Below are 17,398 nucleotides of genomic sequence, written 5' to 3' on the forward strand. Positions count from 1 at the left end.
TCGCGCTGAGCCTGTCGAAACCCTGTAGGAAATGTGCCCGTCGACAGATCCAGACCCAGCGGAGTGTAGATGAACCTGCCCGATATTCCCGCCGACGCCCGGCTATACCTCAAGCCGACATGGTTCGTGCCGTCGCCCATCGGATTGCCGGACGGGGCGGCAGCGCGCATGAGCAATGGGCTAATCTGGTTCCAGGGCTATGAACTGACGGTGCGGCGAAATGGCGAGCGGATAGTGCGCGTGACGATTCCGGTCGACAGATTTGCTGACGCTCTGGTGAGTTTGCCGGAGTCGTTGACCGAGCGGGCACACAGTCTGGCCGCGAATATTTCTGCCCAGCGCTCTCCGCTGATGCTTGGCGAGCGAACTATCCGGTTTGATGCGCCGCAGGTCATGGCAATCCTGAACGTGACGCCGGATAGCTTTTCCGATGGCGGCAAATATATGGAAGACCCCAATGCGGCGGCAGATGCAGGCTTCGCCATGGCATCGGCTGGGGCCGCATTGATCGACATAGGCGGAGAATCCACCCGCCCGCGCGCCGAGAAGATATGGGAAGGCGATGAGATCGCCCGCATCGTTCCCGTTATCGAACGGTTGGCGATGGCTGGCGTGTCCGTATCGGTCGACACGCGCAAGGCCGCGGTGATGGAGGCGGCGCTCGCCGCAGGGGCGAAGGTCGTCAACGATGTGAGCGCGCTGCGGTACGATCCGCGCAGCATGGAGGTCGTGGCGGCGGCGAAATGCCCGGTGATATTGATGCACGCGCCTTCGGCCGGGGACGATCCGCATGACAATCCGGCTGGCTATCGTGACGTCGTGGCGGAAGTTTTCGACATGCTGGAAGAACGGATAGAGGCCTGCGTGGCGGGGGGGATCGCACGGGACAGGATCATGGTCGATCCGGGCCTGGGTTTCGGCAAGGGACTTGCGGATAATCTGGCGCTCGTCAATGGGCTGGCGACGTTTCAGGGACTGGGCGTGCCATTGCTCTTTGCGGGAAGTCGCAAGCGTTTGATTGGTGCGCTCTCCAACGAAGCGGCTGCTTCCGAAAGGCTGGGCGGATCAATCGCCCTGGCATTTCGCGCGGCCGAGCAGGGCGCCCAGATGGTGCGCGTCCATGACGTCAAGGAAAGTGTTCAGGCACTGCACCTTTGGCGCGGCCTTGCCGATGCAGGATTGAGCGCCGTCTAATTGCCCGCCGCGTTGGATGCCTGAACAGGCGTCGGCACCCGACCTTCCGGTGTTTGGCTCCTGGGAGCGAATACCCGCAGGCTGTCGAGCAGTTTTTCCGCAATCGCCTGATATTGTTCGCTCAACATTTCAGGATAGACGAAAGTGGCGGTCACAATCGATCCATCCGGCTGTTTCAACAGGCGAATGGCGACGTTATTGCCTTCGCCATCATTCGCTGTGCCCCGATATTCATTGTCGCCGATAAAGTCGCCATCGACGCCCTCCGAACCGCTGCTGACGGTTTCCACGATCTGCTGCAATGTCTTGTCGGCGTCATTCTTCTGCCAAAAGACGCGGACATCCGCGCCAGCGCCCGGATCTTCATAGACGATGCCGTCTGCATTGCTGGCCGATCCATCCTTCACCCAACCTTCAGGAAAGGTCACGGAAAAGCCTCGATCCGCATTCACATAATTGCGGTTTTCCGTGTCTTCCGTCTTCTGTTGATTGGAGATTGCGCTGGCCGCCGCCGCATTGGCTGCCGCCGCCAGTTCTTCCTGGCTGGGCGTGTCGCCCACAGGTTCAGCCCGCCCGCAGGCGACAAGGGCGAGCAAAGGAAGGCAAGCGGCAAGGGAAGCAGGTTTCATATCCTGTTCAAAAGCATAGCCGCCGTCATTTTTCAACGACGCAGCGCATATCTTTAGGACGATTTGCCTTTGTATCGGGATGCGCGGGCTATCAGGCAGCGTTGTCGATGCCTAGTTCTGCGAGTTTCCGATAAAGGGTCGACCGGCCGATGCCCAGACGTCGTGCGACTTCCGTCATGCGCCCCCGATAATGGCCAATGGCGAGGCGGATCACGTCGGCCTCTATTTCGGCAAGCTGGCGGACATGACCGTCGCCTTCGAACAAGGTGATACCCGCTCCTTCGCGATGTGGCTGGCGGGGCGGGAGTGTTTGAAGAGACGGCACCGCATTGCGCGCGCCAAGCTGCGCCGCGATCTGGGGAAAGTCCTGCGGTGTCAGGGCGTCTCCTTCGCACAGTACGGCGGCGCGGAACAGGGCATTTTGAAGCTGGCGCACATTGCCTGGCCATTCATGCTGCATCAGCAGCGCCAACGCCTCATCCGTCAGGCCCAGACTCCGCAGCCCAGGCTGTTCAGCGATCCGGGCAAGCAGATGACGACAGAGCGCCGGGACATCGCCGATTCGCTCACGCAGCGGAGGAATCGTCAATTGCACGACATTGAGGCGATAATAGAGGTCTTCGCGGAAACGCCCCGCCTCTATTTCATCCTGCAACCGCTTGTTGGTCGCGGCGATGATCCGCACATCCACATGAACCGGACGGCGCGCGCCGATGGGCTGCACTTCCCCATCCTGTAGCACGCGGAGCAACTTGACCTGCGCCTCGAATGGCATTTCGCTGACTTCGTCGAGGAAGATCGTCCCCGTGTCCGCTGCGATGAATTTGCCGATGTGGCGTTCGAAAGCGCCGGTGAAGGCACCGCGTTCGTGACCGAACAACTCGGATTCGACCAGATTGGCAGGAATGGCGCCGCAGTTGATAGTCACCATCGGCTGCTTGTGACGAGGGGAGGCAGCGTGAATCGCGCGGGCGATGACATCCTTGCCGACGCCGCTTTCGCCTTCGATCAGCACTGGGACGCGGGCGCGGGCAGCCTTGGCGGCGACAGCGAGCGCCGCGCGGAATCTGGGAGCCGAACCCACCACATCCTCGAAAGAAAGGGGAGCGGTGATCTTCTCCGTAAGGGGGCGCAGTTCGCTATTGATATCGTCTTCGCTGAGCGTCGCGTTTAACGCAGCCAGCAGCCGTTCGGGCGCGATCGGCTTTGACAGATAGTCGGTGGCGCCCGCGCGCATCGATTCGACGGCGACCGCGACATTGTCATGAGCGGTCAGTACGAGGATGGGCAAGGCAGGCCGCCGCGCGCGCAATTCCCGAATCAATTGCGTTGGTTCAAAAGATGGGCACCACTGGTCCAGCAAAATGGCGTCCAGCCGCATCCCGTCCTGTGTGCCGAGCGTGGCAATCGCGGTTTCTCCGTCGTTCGCGAAGATCGTGCGCCAGCCTGCCCGCGCCGCGAGCGCCGACACAAGCCGGCGCTGCGCCGGTTCATCGTCGATCAGCATCAACATGGGAACGCCGTCGCGCGCCATTTCATCCCTCATTTCACTACAGGCTGCAAAGCCTAGCGCGGGGGGAGTAAAGGCGCTCTTAACCTGAAAGATTTTCTTGTGCGATGCGGGTTGAGGGTCGGGCAGGCAGAAGATAAGAGGTTTGCCGAATATGTCGCCAGGAAGGAAGAGGGCATGGCCCAAGAGGGAAATATAGAAAGCGCAACCGAAACCTATGAAGGGTTCGTGGCCGTCATGAAATGGGGCACGATCGCCTCTCTGATCGCAGGCGCGATCGTGGTGCTGCTGATCTCGAGCTGAAGGTCGGTTTGCACAGGGGGATGTCCATGAAAATTGCAATTATCAAGGAGCTCGCCGCCGGCGAGCGCAGGGTCGCTGGTACGCCGGAGACCGTGAAGAAGTTCAAGGCGCTGGGCGCTGATGTGGCGGTCGAAAGCGGCGCGGGGCTCAACGCCTCGATTGCCGATGCAGACTATGTCGCGGCCGGGGGCGTGGTGGGTGATCGCGCTGCTGCGGTTGCCGGCGCTGACATTATTTTGGGCGTGCAGGCACCCGATCCGGCGACTCTTGCCGGGGCGAAGTCGGGCGCTTGGATTGCCGCCGGTTTCAATCCCTTTGGTGAGCGCGGCCGCGTGGATGCCTATGCCGCCGCCGGATTGGAGGCGCTGGCGATGGAGTTCATGCCGCGCATCACACGCGCGCAGTCGATGGATATTCTTTCATCGCAATCGAACCTGTCGGGCTACAAGGCGGTGCTCGATGCCGCCGCCGAATATGGTAGGGCTTTCCCGATGATGATGACGGCGGCGGGCACGGTGTCCGCGGCCAAGGCGTTCATCATGGGCGTGGGCGTTGCCGGGCTTCAGGCGATCGCGACCGCTCGCCGTCTGGGCGCGCAGGTGTCGGCGACGGACGTGCGTTCCGCAACTAGGGAACAGATCGAATCGCTCGGGGCCAAGCCGATCTTCGTCGAAAGCGTCAAGGGCATAGAGGGCGAAGGCTCCGGCGGCTATGCCACCGAAATGTCGGAGGAATATCAGAAAGCGCAGGCCGAACTGATTTCCAGCCACATCGCCAAACAGGACATCGTCATCACCACGGCGCTGATTCCCGGACGTCCCGCTCCGCGCCTCATCACCGACGCGCAGATCGCGACGATGAAGCCAGGCAGCGTGATCGTCGACCTGGCCGTCGAACAGGGCGGCAATGTCGAAGGAGCAGTCGCTGGTGAAGTGGTCGAACGTCACGGCGTCAAGATCGTAGGGCATCGCAACGTGCCTTCGCGGCTGGCGGCGGATACTTCGGCCCTGTTCGCGCGCAATCTCTACAATTTCCTGTCGGCCTTTTGGGACAAGGAAAAGAACGCGCCAGTGCTAGACGAAGAGATCGGCAACGCCATCCGCCTGACGCAGGGCGGCAAGGTCGTGAACGAACGCCTTCTGGGGTGAGGTAATAGCGCGTGGCCGGAAGGCTGCGCGCATCATGTCCCGCAGCAAAAAGCGGGACGAACGGGGAGTAGGAAAGATGGACTTCATCTCCATCCTGTCGATTTTCGTGCTGGCGTGTTTCGTTGGCTATTATGTGGTGTGGTCGGTGACACCGGCGCTCCACACACCATTGATGGCGGTCACCAACGCCATTTCCTCCGTCATCATCGTCGGCGCGCTGGTCGCGTCCGCCGAGGCGGGCAGCGCGGCGGCCAAATATCTGGGCCTGATCGCGGTGACGCTGGCGTCGGTCAACATCTTCGGCGGCTTTGCCGTGACTGAACGGATGTTGGCGATGTACAAGAAGAAGGAGCGCAAATGATGCTGCAGACCGTCATTGCGATGGCCGCCGCTGGCGCTGAAGGCGTCGCTGCTTCGCCCTTCGTTTCGCTCGCCTATCTGATTGCAGGCGTCCTCTTCATCCTCGCGCTGCGGGGCCTGTCCAGCCCGGCTTCGAGCCGCCGGGGCAATCGCATGGGCATGGCAGGCATGGCGATTGCCGTCGCCACCACGCTTTATACCCATGACGTCATCTCCCTGCCGGAGATCGTGGGCGCCATCGCCATCGGCGGCGCCATCGGCTTCGTTATTGCGCGCAAGATCGAGATGACCGCGATGCCGCAGCTCGTGGCAGCGTTCCACTCGCTCGTCGGTCTGGCGGCGGTGCTGGTCGGCGCGGCGGCTTTCCTCAATCCGGGGGCTTTCGGCATATTGGATGCGCTAACCGGCGAGATCCACAACGCCAGTCGTATCGAAATGGGGCTGGGCGTCGCTATCGGCGCGATCACCTTCTCTGGTTCGGTCATCGCCTTCCTGAAGCTCAACGGCAATATGTCGGGCAAGCCGATCATGCTGCCCGGCCGGCATCTCATCAACCTGGCCATGCTGGCTGCCATTCTGGGGCTGATCGCTTATTTCGTGACCGATCAGAGCCCGTGGATCTTCTGGACAGTCACGGCGCTGAGCTTCATCATCGGCTTCCTGCTCATCATCCCCATTGGTGGTGCGGACATGCCGGTCGTGGTGTCGATGCTGAACAGCTATTCGGGCTGGGCTGCTGCTGCCATGGGCTTCACGCTGGGCAATAGCGCAATGATCATCACTGGCGCGCTGGTGGGGTCGTCGGGTGCGATCTTGTCCTACATCATGTGCAAGGCGATGAACCGCAGCTTCATTAGCGTGATCGCAGGCGGTTTCGGTGCGGAGACGGCTTCGGCAGGCGGCGGAGCGGCGATCGATCGTCCCTATAAGCGCGGCAGTGCGGAGGATGCAGCCTTCCTGATGAAGCAGGCGGACAGCGTCATCATCGTGCCGGGCTATGGCATGGCGGTCAGCCAGGCGCAGCACGCGCTGCGCGAAATGGGCGACCTGCTCAAGAAGGAAGGCGTGTCGGTCAAATATGCGATCCATCCGGTCGCGGGCCGTATGCCGGGGCACATGAACGTGCTGCTGGCCGAAGCGAACGTGCCCTATGACGAGGTGTTCGAGCTGGAGGACATCAACAGCGAATTCGGCCAGGCCGACGTCGCCTTCGTCATCGGCGCGAACGACGTGACGAACCCGGCGGCGAAGACCGACAAGACGTCGCCCATATATGGCATGCCCATTCTGGATGTCGCCAATGCGAAGTCGGTGTTGTTCGTGAAGCGCTCCATGGGCGGGGCTGGTTATGCCGGCGTCGACAATGAAGTCTTCTACATGGACAACACGATGATGCTGCTGGCCGATGCCAAGAAGATGGTCGAGGAAATCGTCAAGGGGCTTGCCCACTAAGGCAGGCTTCCCGTAACGCTGTGACGGACGGTGGTGCCCAGGCGCCGCCGTCCGTTCGCTTTTTGCAAGAGTATGTGACCCGCTTATGCGTAAACTCGGCCTGATCGGTGGTCTCAGCTGGATTTCCACCGCCCGCTATTATGAGATCATCAACCGGACTGTCCATCGCGCGAAGGGCGGGCAGCATAGCGCGCCGCTGCTGATCGAAAGCCTGGACTTTGCTCAGGTCGCGGGCAGTGTGACGCAGGACGATTGGGATAGCGCGGCGGAACATCTGACCGGCGCGGCGCGACGGCTGGCGCAGGCGGGGGCGGAAAGCCTGCTGATTTGCGCCAATTCCATGCACCGAATTTATGAGCAGGTTCAGGAGGCGGTTAGCATACCGATCATCCATATCGCCGATGTCGTCGGCGCGCGGATGGCGAGCGACAATATCGAGAAAGCCGCGCTGATCGGCACCCGCAATGTCATGATGGAGAAATTCTACCGGCAGCGGCTGGTCTCGCACGGCGTATCGTTGTTGCCGCCAGACATGGAATTGGCTGAGCGGATCAATCACATCGTCTATGACGAACTGACGCTGGGCAAGGTGAGCCGCGAGAGTGAGCGGTTCATGAAGTCGGAACTGACCGACATCGCCAAGGAGGATGTGCAGGCGGTGGTGCTGGCTTGCACCGAACTGGAGCTGGTGGTCGATGTGAAGGCGAATGTGCTGCCCATCTATGACTGCACCTCGATTCACGCCAAGGCAGGGGCGGCTTTCATCCTTGGTGAATAGGAGCCGGGCGTTCATGACCCAGGTGGCGAAGGCTGTGGGTGGAGAGCGGAACGGCTGCCCCCTCGCTCGTTCTGAGTAGCCTTTGAGCCTGCCGAAGAGGCGTATCGAAGGACATAGGTTGTGCCAGACCCTTCGACACGAGTCTTCGGTTTGGCCAAAGGCCAAGTTCATCCTGAGCGACTGCTGCAAGCAGTCAGTCGAAGGGCTCAGTTCCTACTCAGGGCGAACCGAGTGACAAATGTTCGAAAATGACCGATGACTGTCATCGCCAAACAAGCGGCGATACGGCGATCGGGCCTTATCGCACTGGCGTCCAGACTTGCGCCTTGCAGAAGAAAGCGATGCAGCCCTGCACTTTCAGCGTGCCGTCGGGCTTACGGTTGGCCTTGCTGGTATAGCTTTTGCCGCTTTCCGGGTCATAGATAGTGCCCTTCCAGAAGGAACCCGCATCATGGAAGCCGCTCAGCAGCGCCAACCCTGCCAGCGGTTTGGATCGCAGCGCGGGATCGGGATTGTTGATGTCTGTTTGCGGACGGCCCGGTGTGGGCTTCACGATGCGTTCGATGCGACCGCACAGATTTTTGCCGCAGGGCGCGATCAGGACGATGGCCTTGCCCTCGACCGTGGTCCAGCGGCCATTGATCGGCTCCGCAGCCAGCGCCGGGATGACCGTGACAAAAAGCGCGGCGGGCGCGAGGGCGGCAAAAAGGCCGGATTGGGAGAACATGGGCAACCTCATCCTGTCTGTTTGTTTCCGGCAGGATAAGATGGGAACATGGCGCGCGCCACCGCCAAGAATCGGCGGGTGGTGTAGGACGAAAAGGGACGCTACGGCGCCGCCCCTTTTGGCATGGAATTTATTTGAAAGCCTGGCTGATTGAGCAGGCCGCCGGACCCAGAATGACGACAAACAGGGTCGGCAGGATGAAGAGAATCAGCGGCACTGTCATGATCGCGGGCAGGCGGGCGGCCTTTTCCTCGGCGCGCATCATGCGTTCGTGGCGGAATTCGGCGGACAGGACGCGTAGCGCGGAGGCCAGCGGTGTGCCGTATTTCTCGGTCTGGATCATGGTCGTCACCACGCCCTTCACCGCGTCGAGATTGACCCGTGTGGCAAGATTTTCAAAGGCCATGCGGCGATCGGTCAGGAAGGCCAGCTCAATGGCGGTAAGCTGAAACTCGTCGCCCAGTTCGGGATAGGCCTTGCCCAGTTCGCGCGCGACGCGGCTGAAGGCGGCATCTACCGTCAGGCCCGCTTCGGCGCAGATCACCAGCAGGTCGAGCGCGTCGGGCAGCCCTTTGCGGATTGCGGCGGACCGCTTCTGCACCTTGTTGTTGATATAGAGGTCCGGCCCCTTGTAGGAGAGCAGCAGTGCCCCGGCGAACACCATGAACCGCTTGAAACCGCCCCAGTCGGGGAAGAAATCCACGCCATAGATCAGCAGCGCTGCGAGGCCGCCGCAGATGATCGGCAGGACCATGCGGGCGAAGATGACGGCGACGGCCCATTCCTTCGACCGGATACCCGCCTGCGCCATGCGGGTCTGCACGTCGCGCAACTGGTCGTCCTGCAACACCTGAAGGCTGGACAGGAAGGACCGCATCCGATCGGTCGTCTGGTTCTTCTTGACCAGCTTGGCGCGGCGTTTGGCCGTGGAAGCGGTGATGCCGGCCTTGAGCTGCTCGCGGCGCTCGTTCAGGGCCTTGACCCGCTTGGCCATCGGATCGCGCACGGTCATGACCGTGTAGAGCGCGAAGATCACGGCCATCGTCGCCAGCCCGGCCAGCAGCGTGCCGAAGTCGGTGGCGGTGAGACCAAAAAGGGTGCCTGTAGGGGGCGCTTCCATGATTGCCTTGCTCCCCAGTCAGATCTCGAAGTTAATCATCTGCGCCATGATGAAGGCGCCGATGCCCATCCAGCACATGCCCCCGATGCCGATTACCTGCATCAATGACAGGCCGAACAGGCCCATGGGATCGGGCGTGTAGAAGGGGCTCATATAGTTGAAGTTGATGTAGCTGATGAGGCCGAAGACGATGAAGGGCAGCGCGCCGATGATATAGGCGGATGCCTTGGATTCAGAGGACATCGCCCGGATCTTCAGCTTCATCTGCGCGCGTTGGCGCAGCACCGTGGCTAGGTTCGACAGCGTTTCGGCGAGATTGCCGCCGGTTTCGCGTTGGATCGCAAGCGAGATGACGAAGAACTGGAATTCAGCCGTGCCCAGCCGATCCGCTGTTTCCTGAAGCGCCTGGTCCATCGTCTTGCCGATCTTGATGCGTTCGGTGATGAGGCGAAATTCTTCGCCCACGGGGCCGGGAATTTCCTGGGACACGACGCCCAGTGTCTCGGCGATGGGGAGGCCCGAGCGCAGGCCACGCGTCAGAAGTTCCAGCGCATCGGGGAATTTGGCGTTGAACTGAGCGATCCGCTTGGCGATGAGGCGACCGACCCACCAGTGGGGCAGACCCAGACCCGCCGCCAGCGATACCATCAGCGAGAATATCAGCGGAAAACCGCGCAGCATCATCACGGCGGCCATGAACAGGAATATCACGGAGCCGGCCGTCATATACTGGCTGAGCGTCCACTTCTTGCCGGTCATCCGAAGCCGTTTGGTCAGATTTTCCGGATTCGGGATCAGCGACACCAGCATCTTCATTTCGGTGGCGGGCTGGCGGCTGTCGATCACCCGGCGCATGCGCGCTTCCAGCACCGCTTCGGCGGAATCGCTATGCCGCCCGCGGATCAGCGCCATGCGGCGCTTGCGGGCCTTGTCGGGCGACGGGCCGGAAAAGGCCGCCATGACGAGTCCCAGAAGGGTCGCCAACAGCACCGCCATCAGGATCATCTTGCCGTCCATGTGCTCGCCTGTTCCGTTTCAGCAGGGGACGCGCCGCCTGACGGCCGCGCATCGCATCAGTTGTTCAGCGCCGCCTTTTCCTTACGGCGCGAAGGGATCATGTTCTTGAGATCGCCGATTTTTCCGAGCAGGGAGTCGCCCTTTTTGCGGCTGCCCTCTTCCTCTTCAGCTTCGGCTGCGCCCAGCACTTCCTTCACCATCGCAGTGCAGGCCGCGCCGGCCTTGCTCCCCTTGGCGGCTTCGGCCAGCGTCTTGCCAAGTTTGGCAGCCTGGGAAGCGGCCTTGAGGTCGAAGGGGACAAGCACGTCAATGGCGCGTTCGATCGATTGTTCGAAATCCTTGCGGCTGATTTCCGGCGAACCGGGATGGACGCGGTTGGCAACCACCAGCACGCGCGCATGGGGCGCGCCCGTCTTGAGCCAGGACAGCAGCCGAATGGTGTCGCGAGCGCCTGCCAGCGTCATTTCGGTAACGACCAGCGCAACATTGACGTCGCCCATCAGATGCGGATGCTGGATCATCATGCCGCGCGGCAGGTCGATGACCGTACATTCGAAGGCGGAGTGGAACTCCTCCAGCAACTGATAGAAGGCGCCGCCGTCCGTCATCATCGGCATGCTGATCGGCGCTTCGGCCGACAGGATCGCCAAATTGTCGCTGGCCCTGACCATGGCGCGTTCGATGAAAAGGCCGTCGATGCGGCCGGGATTTTCAATGGCGTCGATCAGGCCGCGTCCCGGCTCCAGATCCATGGAGAGCGCGTTGGTGCCGAAATGGACGTCAAGGTCGAGAAGGGCGGTCGTGCGCTGATGCTGGCTGCTGAGTACCCATGCCAGCGATGTAGCGAGGCTGGACGCGCCCACGCCGCCACGCGTACCGATGACGGCGGTGGTCATGTGCGGTCGCTCCACTGCGCCTTCGCGGGGCGCGAAGAACACGGCCTGCGCTTGCGCGAGCGCATCGCGAAGCTGGTCGGCGCCGAATGGCTTGAGCAGATAATCCTGAATGCCGCTGGCCAGCAGGTCGCGATAGAGGCGCACGTCGTTGACTTGCCCCGCGGCGATCACCACCGTGCCGGGCTCGCACACTTCGGCGAGGCTGTTGATGTCGCTCAGCGGATCGCCGCTTTCGGACATGTCGACAAACAGTATCTGCGGCGATGCGGTGATCGACAGGCTCTGCACCGCGTTACGCATCCCGCCCTTGTTCACCTTTTCCGGTGCCCAGCCCATTTCGGCGGCCACTGCGCGAAGAAGATCGAAGCTGTGATCGTCGCAAACGAAGGCGTGGAATGGATCACGCTGGCCGTTCATACCGGGCTTCCAGGGTGCGTTCATCTCAATTGCCTCCCGTCGCCGACAGTTGCTTCAAATCGCCCGATCCGGTCGGCGCCTTGTCACGGTAGGTGGAAATGGCGCGGTTCGACGTCGCAGTGCGCAAGGAGCTGTCGCCGCCCTGACCGCGGACCAGGTCATCTGGATTGGCGACCATGGTGGCAATGTTGCTGTTCACGCCGCAACCGAAATTGGAAGATGTACCAAGGTTCATGTCGACTTCGGTCCTGGATCGCCAGTCGGGGCAGCCCGGCACGCTGGCCATGGCGCGGCGCACGATCAGGCGGACGCTGCCTTCAGGCGCGTCGCCAGCGACCGCCGAGCCGTCCTCGTCGATCAACAGGCCATGACGACCCACGGCATTGGCGATGCTTTCCCGCAGCGCCGGGTTGGTATAAGCCGGGTCGCCAGCCAGCGAGACGCGGTCGCCATAGCCAAGGCCGATGGACGCGAACCAGTCGTCTAGACGGCGTGCTTCCGAAGCGGTCAGGCCGCCGTCCATGCCGCCCTGCACGTCGAAGGTGTAGGCTGCATGGCTCACCACGGGCTGATGCACAGAATCCACGCTGCGGTTGGATTCGCGCGCGTCGACGGTGACGGGCAGGGCCATCAGGGCGAGGAAGCCGAGGCGGACGATGGTTTTTGGGGACAGGGATGTCATGCTTTTCGTCCTTCCGTCAGAAGCTGAAACCGGGAGCGGCGTCATCCGACTTGCGGCGGCTTTCTCCCCGAGCGGCGAGTGCTGGCGTGGAAGCGGCGGCCTGCGGACCGGGAGCGGGCATCGGAACTTCCGGACCGCGGCTGGGCGCAGGTGCCCGTCCACCGCTGACGCCATCGCTGCTTTGTTGCAGGAAAAGGCCCTGACCTTCGTTGGCGGTGCGGAAGGCATCCGTCGGCAAGCGCACGTCCGACGCATTCATCGGCTTCACCAGATAGGGCGTCACTACGATCACCAGTTCGGTTTCATTGCGCTGGAACTGGCGTGATTTGAACAGGCTGCCCAGAACCGGGATATTGCCGAGGCCCGGAACCTTGTTGATCGTGTTGCCGGTTTCGTTGTTCAGCAGCCCGGCGATCATGAAAGCCTGACCCGAACCCAGTTCCACCGTGGTTTCGGCAGTACGGCTCTTGAGCGCGGGCACGTTGCTGTTGATCGAAAAGTCGAGGTTTGACACGGTCGGTCGCACCCGCAGGGATATGCGTCCATCGGCCAGCACGGTTGGCGTGAAGGCCAACTGCACGCCATATTGCTTGAATTGGATGCTGTTGCCCTGTGTGCCGTTGCTGACTGTGTAGGGATATTCGCCGCCCGCCAGGAAGCTGGCGGTTTCGCCTGACAGCGCGGTCAGATTGGGCTGGGCCAGGGTCGTCGCGAGCCCGCTCGATTCAGCGAGATCCAGCACGGCGCCAATGTCCATTCCCAGAATGCGACCGACACCGCCAAGGCTGTAGCCGCCATCTATGGGGAAGTTGAAGCTTCCCGAGCCATTGTCGTTGAAAGTGATGGCATCGCGCGTGCCGCCGCCGATACCGCCGTGCCACTTGCCGCCGCTAGGGTCGAACGATTTCCAGTTCATGCCGATCTTGTGGCCGAGGTCGCGGCTGACTTCCGCGATCTTGACCTGAAGATTGACCTGAAGCGGCGTCGCCATACGCAGCCGGCTAACCACGGTCACATCCTTGCCGACGAAGGCCTGCGTCAGGCGTTCGGCTTCGGCAGCGTCTTCGGGCGCGGCGATGGTGCCGGTCAGAAGAACCATGCCGTTCATCTTGTTGACCGCGATATCCGCATTGGGCATCGCCAGACGCAGCATGTCGTCGATGCTGGTCAGGTTGTTGCCGACCCGTACCGTGCCAGAAAACAGCACCTTGCCATTTTTGGCGGTGGCAAAGACGGTGGTTTCGCCCGCCTTCTTCGCGATCAGGTAGAGCTGGTTCTGCGAACGGACATGCACGTCGACCACATCGGGATCGGCGATCACCACGTCAGACATGGACGCGGGCAGGTTGACCACGCGGCTTCCACCCACGGACAGCAGGATCGCATTGTCCTGCATCGAGGAGGGCGCCGCATTGAGCGCAGCGGTCGGCATGGCTGCCGCCGTCAGCGCAAGGCCGAGGGCGATTGCCGGTGTAGCCATCGGCTTGATCGCCGCGGTTCGGCGGAGCAGGTGCAATCCCTTCATCTTATTTCCCCCCGACCGGAACTTCGCTCACATTGGTGCCGCGCGCCACGCGGATCGTCGGGCCTTGGAACACCGCAGTCCCCACGGGAGCACCATCGGGACCGGCGGACTGTTGCGGCTTGGCCGGGACGCTGCTGCGCTGATAACGGGAGACGTCGGCGCCCGTGGAATAGGTGCCGCCGCGATCGACAGGGCGGGCCTGAAGACTGGCGAGCATCTTCTTTTCAGCATTCGGATTGGCGCCGTCGGGCAGATCCTGATCGGTGCCGGCAATGGCGGCGTCCAGTTCGGCGGCGTTGTCGGCGATCGAGCGGAGCGATAGCGACAGTGAACCGACGGTTTGTGCGACCGCGATCTTCTCCGCGATTTTGGGCGTCACTTCGAGCGTGACGTTGGAATAAGTCTGCACGACCGGTTTGCCGTCGTCACCCATGGCGTCCATGCGCTGATCGGTGGCGAGTACGCGAAGGTTGCGGAGGATGGTTTCGGAAACCTTGAGTGGGTCGCCGTCGCCGCCGCCCGATACGCTTTGCGTCAGGACGAGGTCGACGCGGTCGCCCGGAAAGACGAAGCCCGCGACGGAGCTTTGCGTGGAAACGGGAACGGTCACGGCGCGCATGCCCGGGCCGAGCGCGGCGGCCAGAAAGCCCCTGTCGCCCGGTTTGATGAGCGAACCCTGCGTCAGCGGCTGACCGGCCGTAATGGCGTTACGCACCACGCTGCCCGCCAGCTTCGCGGGGTCGGCTTCGCCTTTCAGATAATAGGCCTGCTCGACCAAATCCTTGGGCCAGGGCTGGAAGCGAAAGCTTTCAGCGTCGAGGATGGTCCCTACCGGCAGCGCCTTCGTGGCGACGAGTACATGCGGCTGATTGGCTTCGACCGGCATCGACGCGGCGTTTACCTGCGGCGCGCTGGAGGAGCTTAACATGCTGCGCGCCAGCAAGGCCGTCGTGATCGCCACGAACAGCGCCCCCACCAGCAGCACGATCTTTTTTGCGTCCATGACGAAATTCGCCTCCCTCAAGCGGGTGCATTGCCCCCGGCACCCACCTTGCATCCAGAATGGTTAAAATATCGTTGGCCAAATCAGCCACAGCGCCGACAGCGAAATCGCAACGCCATAAGGGATTTCGGGCTGCCCAAGCCGCCGGGTCATGCGGTGGTGTACCACGGTGACGATAGTGACCACGCCGCCCAGCACCGCCATGAGGACGATCAGCGACATGACCACCTGCCACGGGAACCAGAGCGCCAGCGCCGCCAGCAGCTTGACGTCGCCGCCACCCATCCAGCCCAGCGAGAAGAGGCCCGCAAAGATGCCGAAGACGATAGCAGCGATGAGAAGCTGTCCCGCTATGTCAGGCCAGAGTGGCATGCCGCTCGCTACCCACCAGATCGGCGCCAGCGCGGCCACGGCCAGATTGAGCCTGTTCGAGATGATGCGCGAACGCAGGTCCGTGACGGCTGCTATGATCAGCAGCACGCCCAGCAGACACAGCATCGCGACTCTGAAATATTCCCCCATCATGCGTCAAAGGTGTAGACCCGATGGCTTACCAAATCGTAACCATGCGGCCCGATGGATTCGCCCACTTCCCTATCTCCCGCTTTCGACCGGCGCGCCTGGCCTGAGCGGGGACGGCTGGATTATTGGCAAGCGGCGGATGGATGGCGGCTGCGCCGGTATCGATTGGGCAGCGGGGAGCGGGGACGGATGCTGCTGCTCAACGGGCGCGGCGACATGATCGAGAAATATCTGGAGGTGATTCAATATTGGGCCGATCGAGGATGGGCCGTCACCGCCTTCGACTGGCGGGGGCAGGGGGGATCGGGGCGGTTGACCGATAATCCGATGACCGGCCATATCGAAAATTTTGGCCAGTGGATTGCCGACCTTGACGCCTTTGCCGCCGAGTGGCGAGGCGAAGGGGATGGCCCAACGGCGATGATCGCGCATAGCATGGGTGGGCATCTGATGCTGCGGGCTCTGGCAGAGGGCATGGTGGCCCCCGATGCCGCGGTAGCCGTCGCGCCGATGCTGGGCATACATAGCGCGCCATTGCCGCGATGGCTGGCGATTGGGATCGCGGAAATAATGTGCCGTCTTGGATTTTCCCAGCGGCAGGCGTGGACGCAGCGGGAGGGCTCTGAACGGCAAAGGCAGATGCGACAGAAGCGCCTGACCCATGACCCGCTTCGCTATGCCGATGAACTGTGGTGGCGGGACCATAGCCGGGACATCGCGCTAGGCGCGCCAAGCTGGAACTGGGTGCGGCAGGCTTTGGCGTCGACCCGCGCGCTGGAGGAGAATGAGGCGCTGGACCGGCTGGCGGTTCCGCTGCTAATCCTTGCCGCGGGGAATGATGCGCTGGTATCGACGCCCGCTATCCGGCGGATCGCGGCGCGGATTCCCCATGCGACACTGCATGTTTACGGGGTAGAAGCGGCGCATGAAATCCTGCGCGAACTGGACCCGGTGCGACAGAATGCACTGGCGCGGATCGACGCCTTCCTGGACGAGAATGCGCGTTGACCCGTTTTGATGTCGTAATCGTCGGCGGCGGCATTGCCGGCGCGAGCCTGGGCGCGGAACTGGCGGCGCAGGCATCGGTGCTGATCCTGGAGAAGGAGGAGGTGGCGGGCTATCACGCTACGGGCCGCTCGGTCGCCTTCTGGGAGGAAACCTATGGCGGGCCGCAGGTGCAGCCGCTGACCACCGCGTCGGGACCAATGTTGTTGTCGCCCGATCCGGATTTTTCCGAGCGTTCCTTCGTGTCGCCGCGCCGGACATTGCATGTCGGGCGCGTGGGCGATGAAGGTGCGCGCGATCGGCTGTTGGCGAGCTATGTGGGGAAGGTCGCGCTGGAGCGGGTCGATCCGCAGGTGGTCGTGCCTGGGTTGCGGCCGGAATGGATGCTGGGCGTGCTGGAACCGGAGGTGAAGGACATCGACGTGGGCGCGCTGCATCAGGCATGGTTGCGGCTTTTTCGGCGGAGGGGTGGCGAAATGCGCCTGATAGCGGCGCTCCGCTCGGCGCAGCGGCAGAGCAATGGCTGGCGGCTGGAGGCGAGCGGTGGACCGATCGCCTGTGGTGTGATCGTCAATGCGGCAGGCGCATGGGCTGATGATGTAGCGCGTGTCTGCGGCGTTGCGCCGCTGGGGATTAAGCCTTTGCTCCGGACCGTATTGCAGTTGCGGGTGCCGGCGATGCCTTCGATGGATTTGCCGTTGGTCATGGACCTGGGCGGCGGCTTTTATTTCAAGCCGGAGGGGGAAGGGCGCATCTGGCTGACTCCGCATGATGAAGTGCCATCGCCGCCCTGTGACGCTGCGCCAGATGAACTGGCGGTGGCGCAGGCGATTGCACGCTTTCAGGAAGCGGTGGACTGGCCCATCGAAGCGGTCGAGCGCAAATGGGCGGGGCTACGCAGCTTCGCGCTGGATCGCGCGCCGGTTTATGGCTACGATCCGGATATGCCAGGCTTTTTCTGGTTCGCTGGGCAAGGTGGGTTCGGTATCCAGACCTCTCCGGCGGCAGCGTTGCTGGGGCGTGCGCTGCTGATGAAGGAGGCAGCGCCGGAAATCATTGCCAGCCTTGATTTTGCTGCCTATTCTCCAACGCGGTTTCGGTAGCGCAACA

18 protein-coding genes are annotated in these 17,398 nt (G+C 62.4%); 8 read left to right on the plus strand and 10 right to left on the minus strand.

From position 1 onward, the window contains the following. Positions 1-69 precede the first annotated feature (69 nt). Complete coding sequence (folP, locus tag LDB26_RS03430) at positions 70-1,194, plus strand: dihydropteroate synthase (RefSeq protein WP_257540345.1); 1,125 nt, start codon at positions 70-72, stop codon at positions 1,192-1,194. On the opposite strand, the gene LDB26_RS03435 is transcribed toward folP, so the two are convergent. Together LDB26_RS03435 and LDB26_RS03440 are read right to left on the minus strand one after the other, a co-directional pair. Beyond that, the gene (locus LDB26_RS03435) at positions 1,191-1,823 is read right to left on the minus strand and encodes a hypothetical protein (RefSeq protein WP_257540347.1); all 633 of its coding nucleotides are present in this window, start codon (positions 1,821-1,823) and stop codon (positions 1,191-1,193) included. The two genes, folP and LDB26_RS03435, sit on opposite strands and share 4 nt — an antisense overlap. A gap of 91 nt (positions 1,824-1,914) precedes the next feature. After that, entirely contained in the window at positions 1,915-3,357 is a 1,443-nt protein-coding gene (locus tag LDB26_RS03440) for a sigma-54 dependent transcriptional regulator (RefSeq protein WP_257540349.1), read from the minus strand. A gap of 153 nt (positions 3,358-3,510) precedes the next feature. On the opposite strand from LDB26_RS03440, the gene LDB26_RS03445 reads away from it, so the two are divergent. The 5 genes from LDB26_RS03445 (at position 3,511) to LDB26_RS03465 (ending at position 7,374) form a co-directional block, all read left to right on the plus strand. Next, positions 3,511-3,636: an aa3-type cytochrome c oxidase subunit IV gene (locus tag LDB26_RS03445; RefSeq protein WP_257540351.1), complete on the plus strand. Its 126-nt coding sequence runs from the start codon at positions 3,511-3,513 to the stop codon at positions 3,634-3,636. A 26-nt stretch (positions 3,637-3,662) separates the two neighbouring features. After that, entirely contained in the window at positions 3,663-4,784 is a 1,122-nt protein-coding gene (locus LDB26_RS03450) for an NAD(P) transhydrogenase subunit alpha (protein ID WP_257540353.1), read from the plus strand. Between the two features lie 76 nt (positions 4,785-4,860). Continuing rightward, positions 4,861-5,145, plus strand: a complete 285-nt coding sequence (locus LDB26_RS03455; protein WP_021245599.1) for a proton-translocating transhydrogenase family protein — start codon at positions 4,861-4,863, stop codon at positions 5,143-5,145. A gap of 20 nt (positions 5,146-5,165) precedes the next feature. Then, complete coding sequence (locus LDB26_RS03460; protein ID WP_062068602.1) at positions 5,166-6,596, plus strand: NAD(P)(+) transhydrogenase (Re/Si-specific) subunit beta; 1,431 nt, start codon at positions 5,166-5,168, stop codon at positions 6,594-6,596. Positions 6,597-6,681: 85 nt separating this feature from the next. Further along, the gene (locus LDB26_RS03465) at positions 6,682-7,374 is read left to right on the plus strand and encodes an aspartate/glutamate racemase family protein (protein ID WP_257540355.1); all 693 of its coding nucleotides are present in this window, start codon (positions 6,682-6,684) and stop codon (positions 7,372-7,374) included. A gap of 298 nt (positions 7,375-7,672) precedes the next feature. Here LDB26_RS03465 and LDB26_RS03470 read toward each other — a convergent pair whose 3' ends face one another. From LDB26_RS03470 to LDB26_RS03505, 8 genes are all read right to left on the minus strand, one after another. Continuing rightward, positions 7,673-8,101: a DUF2147 domain-containing protein gene (locus tag LDB26_RS03470; RefSeq protein WP_257540358.1), complete on the minus strand. Its 429-nt coding sequence runs from the start codon at positions 8,099-8,101 to the stop codon at positions 7,673-7,675. 130 nt (positions 8,102-8,231) lie between these two features. Continuing rightward, the gene (locus LDB26_RS03475; RefSeq protein ID WP_257540362.1) at positions 8,232-9,221 is read right to left on the minus strand and encodes a type II secretion system F family protein; all 990 of its coding nucleotides are present in this window, start codon (positions 9,219-9,221) and stop codon (positions 8,232-8,234) included. An 18-nt stretch (positions 9,222-9,239) separates the two neighbouring features. Then, positions 9,240-10,238 (minus strand): type II secretion system F family protein, encoded by a 999-nt coding sequence (locus LDB26_RS03480; protein ID WP_062064150.1) that lies wholly within the window; start codon positions 10,236-10,238, stop codon positions 9,240-9,242. A 56-nt stretch (positions 10,239-10,294) separates the two neighbouring features. Then, positions 10,295-11,575 (minus strand): pilus assembly protein CpaE, encoded by a 1,281-nt coding sequence (locus tag LDB26_RS03485; protein ID WP_257540364.1) that lies wholly within the window; start codon positions 11,573-11,575, stop codon positions 10,295-10,297. Between the two features lies 1 nt (position 11,576). Beyond that, on the minus strand, positions 11,577-12,233 hold the full coding sequence (locus tag LDB26_RS03490) for a CpaD family pilus assembly protein (protein WP_257540366.1): 657 nt from the start codon (positions 12,231-12,233) through the stop codon (positions 11,577-11,579). 16 nt (positions 12,234-12,249) lie between these two features. Continuing rightward, positions 12,250-13,758 carry a type II and III secretion system protein family protein gene (locus LDB26_RS03495; RefSeq protein WP_062064154.1) on the minus strand — a complete coding sequence of 503 codons (1,509 nt, stop codon included), beginning with the start codon at positions 13,756-13,758 and terminating at the stop codon, positions 12,250-12,252. A gap of 1 nt (position 13,759) precedes the next feature. Next, on the minus strand, positions 13,760-14,761 hold the full coding sequence (cpaB, locus tag LDB26_RS03500) for a Flp pilus assembly protein CpaB (protein WP_257540368.1): 1,002 nt from the start codon (positions 14,759-14,761) through the stop codon (positions 13,760-13,762). A 63-nt stretch (positions 14,762-14,824) separates the two neighbouring features. Beyond that, entirely contained in the window at positions 14,825-15,259 is a 435-nt protein-coding gene (locus tag LDB26_RS03505) for a prepilin peptidase (protein ID WP_257540370.1), read from the minus strand. 78 nt (positions 15,260-15,337) lie between these two features. On the opposite strand from LDB26_RS03505, the gene LDB26_RS03510 reads away from it, so the two are divergent. Then, positions 15,338-16,291 carry an alpha/beta hydrolase gene (locus tag LDB26_RS03510; protein WP_257540372.1) on the plus strand — a complete coding sequence of 318 codons (954 nt, stop codon included), beginning with the start codon at positions 15,338-15,340 and terminating at the stop codon, positions 16,289-16,291. Further along, positions 16,288-17,391 (plus strand): FAD-binding oxidoreductase, encoded by a 1,104-nt coding sequence (locus LDB26_RS03515; protein ID WP_257540374.1) that lies wholly within the window; start codon positions 16,288-16,290, stop codon positions 17,389-17,391. Before LDB26_RS03510 ends, LDB26_RS03515 begins: the two co-directional genes overlap by 4 nt. Positions 17,392-17,398: the final 7 nt, after the last annotated feature.

This window comes from Sphingobium sp. CFD-1, assembly GCF_024611115.1.
Classification (GTDB): Bacteria; Pseudomonadota; Alphaproteobacteria; order Sphingomonadales; family Sphingomonadaceae; genus Sphingobium; species Sphingobium baderi_A.

What these genes read in the sequence shown, in the direction of transcription:
- folP (WP_257540345.1), top strand. Translation starts at nt 70, where the DNA reads ATGAACCTGCCCGATATTCCCGCCGACGCCCGGCTATACCTCAAGCCG.
- LDB26_RS03435 (WP_257540347.1), bottom strand. Translation starts at nt 1,823, where the DNA reads ATGAAACCTGCTTCCCTTGCCGCTTGCCTTCCTTTGCTCGCCCTTGTC.
- LDB26_RS03440 (WP_257540349.1), bottom strand. Translation starts at nt 3,357, where the DNA reads ATGGCGCGCGACGGCGTTCCCATGTTGATGCTGATCGACGATGAACCG.
- LDB26_RS03445 (WP_257540351.1), top strand. Translation starts at nt 3,511, where the DNA reads ATGGCCCAAGAGGGAAATATAGAAAGCGCAACCGAAACCTATGAAGGG.
- LDB26_RS03450 (WP_257540353.1), top strand. Translation starts at nt 3,663, where the DNA reads ATGAAAATTGCAATTATCAAGGAGCTCGCCGCCGGCGAGCGCAGGGTC.
- LDB26_RS03455 (WP_021245599.1), top strand. Translation starts at nt 4,861, where the DNA reads ATGGACTTCATCTCCATCCTGTCGATTTTCGTGCTGGCGTGTTTCGTT.
- LDB26_RS03460 (WP_062068602.1), top strand. Translation starts at nt 5,166, where the DNA reads ATGGCCGCCGCTGGCGCTGAAGGCGTCGCTGCTTCGCCCTTCGTTTCG.
- LDB26_RS03465 (WP_257540355.1), top strand. Translation starts at nt 6,682, where the DNA reads ATGCGTAAACTCGGCCTGATCGGTGGTCTCAGCTGGATTTCCACCGCC.
- LDB26_RS03470 (WP_257540358.1), bottom strand. Translation starts at nt 8,101, where the DNA reads ATGTTCTCCCAATCCGGCCTTTTTGCCGCCCTCGCGCCCGCCGCGCTT.
- LDB26_RS03475 (WP_257540362.1), bottom strand. Translation starts at nt 9,221, where the DNA reads ATGGAAGCGCCCCCTACAGGCACCCTTTTTGGTCTCACCGCCACCGAC.
- LDB26_RS03480 (WP_062064150.1), bottom strand. Translation starts at nt 10,238, where the DNA reads ATGGACGGCAAGATGATCCTGATGGCGGTGCTGTTGGCGACCCTTCTG.
- LDB26_RS03485 (WP_257540364.1), bottom strand. Translation starts at nt 11,575, where the DNA reads ATGAACGCACCCTGGAAGCCCGGTATGAACGGCCAGCGTGATCCATTC.
- LDB26_RS03490 (WP_257540366.1), bottom strand. Translation starts at nt 12,233, where the DNA reads ATGACATCCCTGTCCCCAAAAACCATCGTCCGCCTCGGCTTCCTCGCC.
- LDB26_RS03495 (WP_062064154.1), bottom strand. Translation starts at nt 13,758, where the DNA reads ATGAAGGGATTGCACCTGCTCCGCCGAACCGCGGCGATCAAGCCGATG.
- cpaB (WP_257540368.1), bottom strand. Translation starts at nt 14,761, where the DNA reads ATGGACGCAAAAAAGATCGTGCTGCTGGTGGGGGCGCTGTTCGTGGCG.
- LDB26_RS03505 (WP_257540370.1), bottom strand. Translation starts at nt 15,259, where the DNA reads ATGCTGTGTCTGCTGGGCGTGCTGCTGATCATAGCAGCCGTCACGGAC.
- LDB26_RS03510 (WP_257540372.1), top strand. Translation starts at nt 15,338, where the DNA reads ATGGATTCGCCCACTTCCCTATCTCCCGCTTTCGACCGGCGCGCCTGG.